Annotated in this window: 2 protein-coding genes and 1 pseudogene; all 3 read left to right on the top strand. The window is 63.2% G+C overall.

From position 1 onward, the window contains the following. Positions 1–242: 242 nt before the first annotated feature. Positions 243–542 carry a PE family protein gene (locus tag WAN02_RS02965; RefSeq protein ID WP_422262699.1) on the top strand — a complete coding sequence of 100 codons (300 nt, stop codon included), beginning with the start codon at positions 243–245 and terminating at the stop codon, positions 540–542. Between the two features lie 24 nt (positions 543–566). Then, a complete protein-coding gene (locus WAN02_RS02970) occupies positions 567–1,781 on the top strand; it encodes a PPE family protein (protein WP_422262700.1) in 1,215 nt (404 codons plus the stop codon). A 68-nt stretch (positions 1,782–1,849) separates the two neighbouring features. After that, positions 1,850–1,931: pseudogene (locus tag WAN02_RS02975) on the top strand (WXG100 family type VII secretion target); the annotation flags it as partial.

The following is a 1,931-nucleotide window of genomic DNA, read 5'->3' on the forward strand; positions in this document are numbered from 1 at the left end:
GCGTGGTGGTGTGTCGACCGTTTTGGTAAAATTGCCAGCTTCCCTGGGAGCTTCCTGTATGGGCGTCTAAAAATTGTCTCAGCTGAATGTCTCTTTGGTTTTTCTCAGTACAAGATGCGCATCTGTGATTTAAGCTTGCGCAACTGTCAGACCTCAAAAGGCGCTCTTTGCGGTTAGTTAATTATATTAACTTATCGAAGAAGCCAGCCGAGGGGTCTGACGCCTGTCTTGAAGGAGGGTCGGTGTCGTTCGTAACTACGCAACCGGAGGGGTTGTCCGGCGCTGCGGCCAATCTCGCCGGACTCGGTGATGCGATGGCGGCGCAAAACGCCGCCGCGGCCACGCCGACTACTGGCCTGTCACCGGCTGCGTCGGATATTGTTTCAGCGATGACCGCAGCGCAGTTCGGCCAGCACGGCGCTACGTATCAGCAGATCGCCGCACGAGCGGCGGATGCGCACGAACAATTGGTAGCTGCGTTGCGTTCCGGGGCGGGAGCGTACGCACTGACCGAGGCGGCGAATGCAGCTGCGGCCGATTAAGGGGGGCCTGGGTCAATGAGTTTCATGATGTTCCCGCCGGAGGTCAACTCCAGCCTGATGTACAACGGCGCGGGGTCGGGGCCGTTGATGGCGGCCGCGTCGGCGTGGGATGAATTGGCTGCCGAGCTGGAGGCGGCGGCGGCCTCGTATCAGACGGTGCTCGCGCAATTGACCGGGACGTCGTGGTTGGGTCCGACCTCGGCGCGGATGGCTGCGGCTACAGCGCCCTATGTGGATTGGCTGGCAGGCACCGCGGGTCAAGCCGCCCAGACCTCGGCTCAGGCCCGGTTTGCCGCCGCCGCCTACGAAAGTGCGTTTGCCGGGACTATTCCGCCAGCAGTGATCGCTGCCAATCGGGCATTGTTGGCGGCGTTGGTGGCCACCAATTTCCTGGGCCAGAACACGCCGGCGATCGCGGCCACCGAGGCGCAGTACATGGAGATGTGGTTCCAGGACGGCCTGACGATGGACACCTACGCGACGCTCGCCCAGCAGGCCGTCGTGTTGCCTCAGCAGACCCCGGCGCCGACGCCCAGCGATGGTGGGACGTCCGCTGACGCCGCGGCGGCCGCTCAGTCGACCGCTCAGTCGACCAGCAGCGCCGGCACGAATTTGGCCACCGCATTGCAGAACCTTTTCCCGTCGTTGAGCAGTAACTCGACGACCGGCAACGGACTGTCGGGCGCCGCGTCAACGGCGCTGCCCGCGGCCACGACGAGTGCCGTCTCAAGTGACGCGTCGACGGTCGCGACAGCGACAACCGGTTCGATCCTTCCCATCCAGGCCGTCTACTACTTGACCATGTTCGCCAGCATGCCCGCCAAGATGCTGATCAGCATGAGCAACTCGATGAGCGCCAGCCAGGCGATGCAGGCGGGCCAACAGGCCATGCTGGCCGACGTCACCTCGATCCTCGACGGCAAGATGAAAGCCATGATGGCGAGTATCTCCGGCCAGATGCGGGGATTCGGGTCAACCATCAGTGCTCAGCTGGCGTCAGCGGGCAAGCTGGGTGGGCTGTCGGTGCCGAACGGCTGGGCGCAAGCGGCGCCAGAGATGGTCCGCGCGGCGCCGATACTGCCGGCCAACAGCATCGCGGCGCCGAACGTGTCGGCGGCGATGCCCAACAGTCCGTACACCCAAGCGCTCATGGGTGCCCTCAACGGGCGCGGAATGGGCACGCAGGCGGCCAAGACGGCGTCCGTGAAAGTTGAAACTCGCACGCCTGCTGGCGGATGAGAAGTGGGGGATGCCTTTGCTACACCACGCATTAACTCGTGACATGACATCTAGATAAGGAGAGAGATATGCCTTCACGTTTTATGACTGACCCGCACGAGATGCGGTCGATGGCGGGCCGTTTCGATGTGCACGCGCAGACCGTTGAGG

Source organism: Mycobacterium sp., assembly GCF_049281135.1.
Taxonomy (GTDB): Bacteria; Actinomycetota; Actinomycetes; order Mycobacteriales; family Mycobacteriaceae; genus Mycobacterium.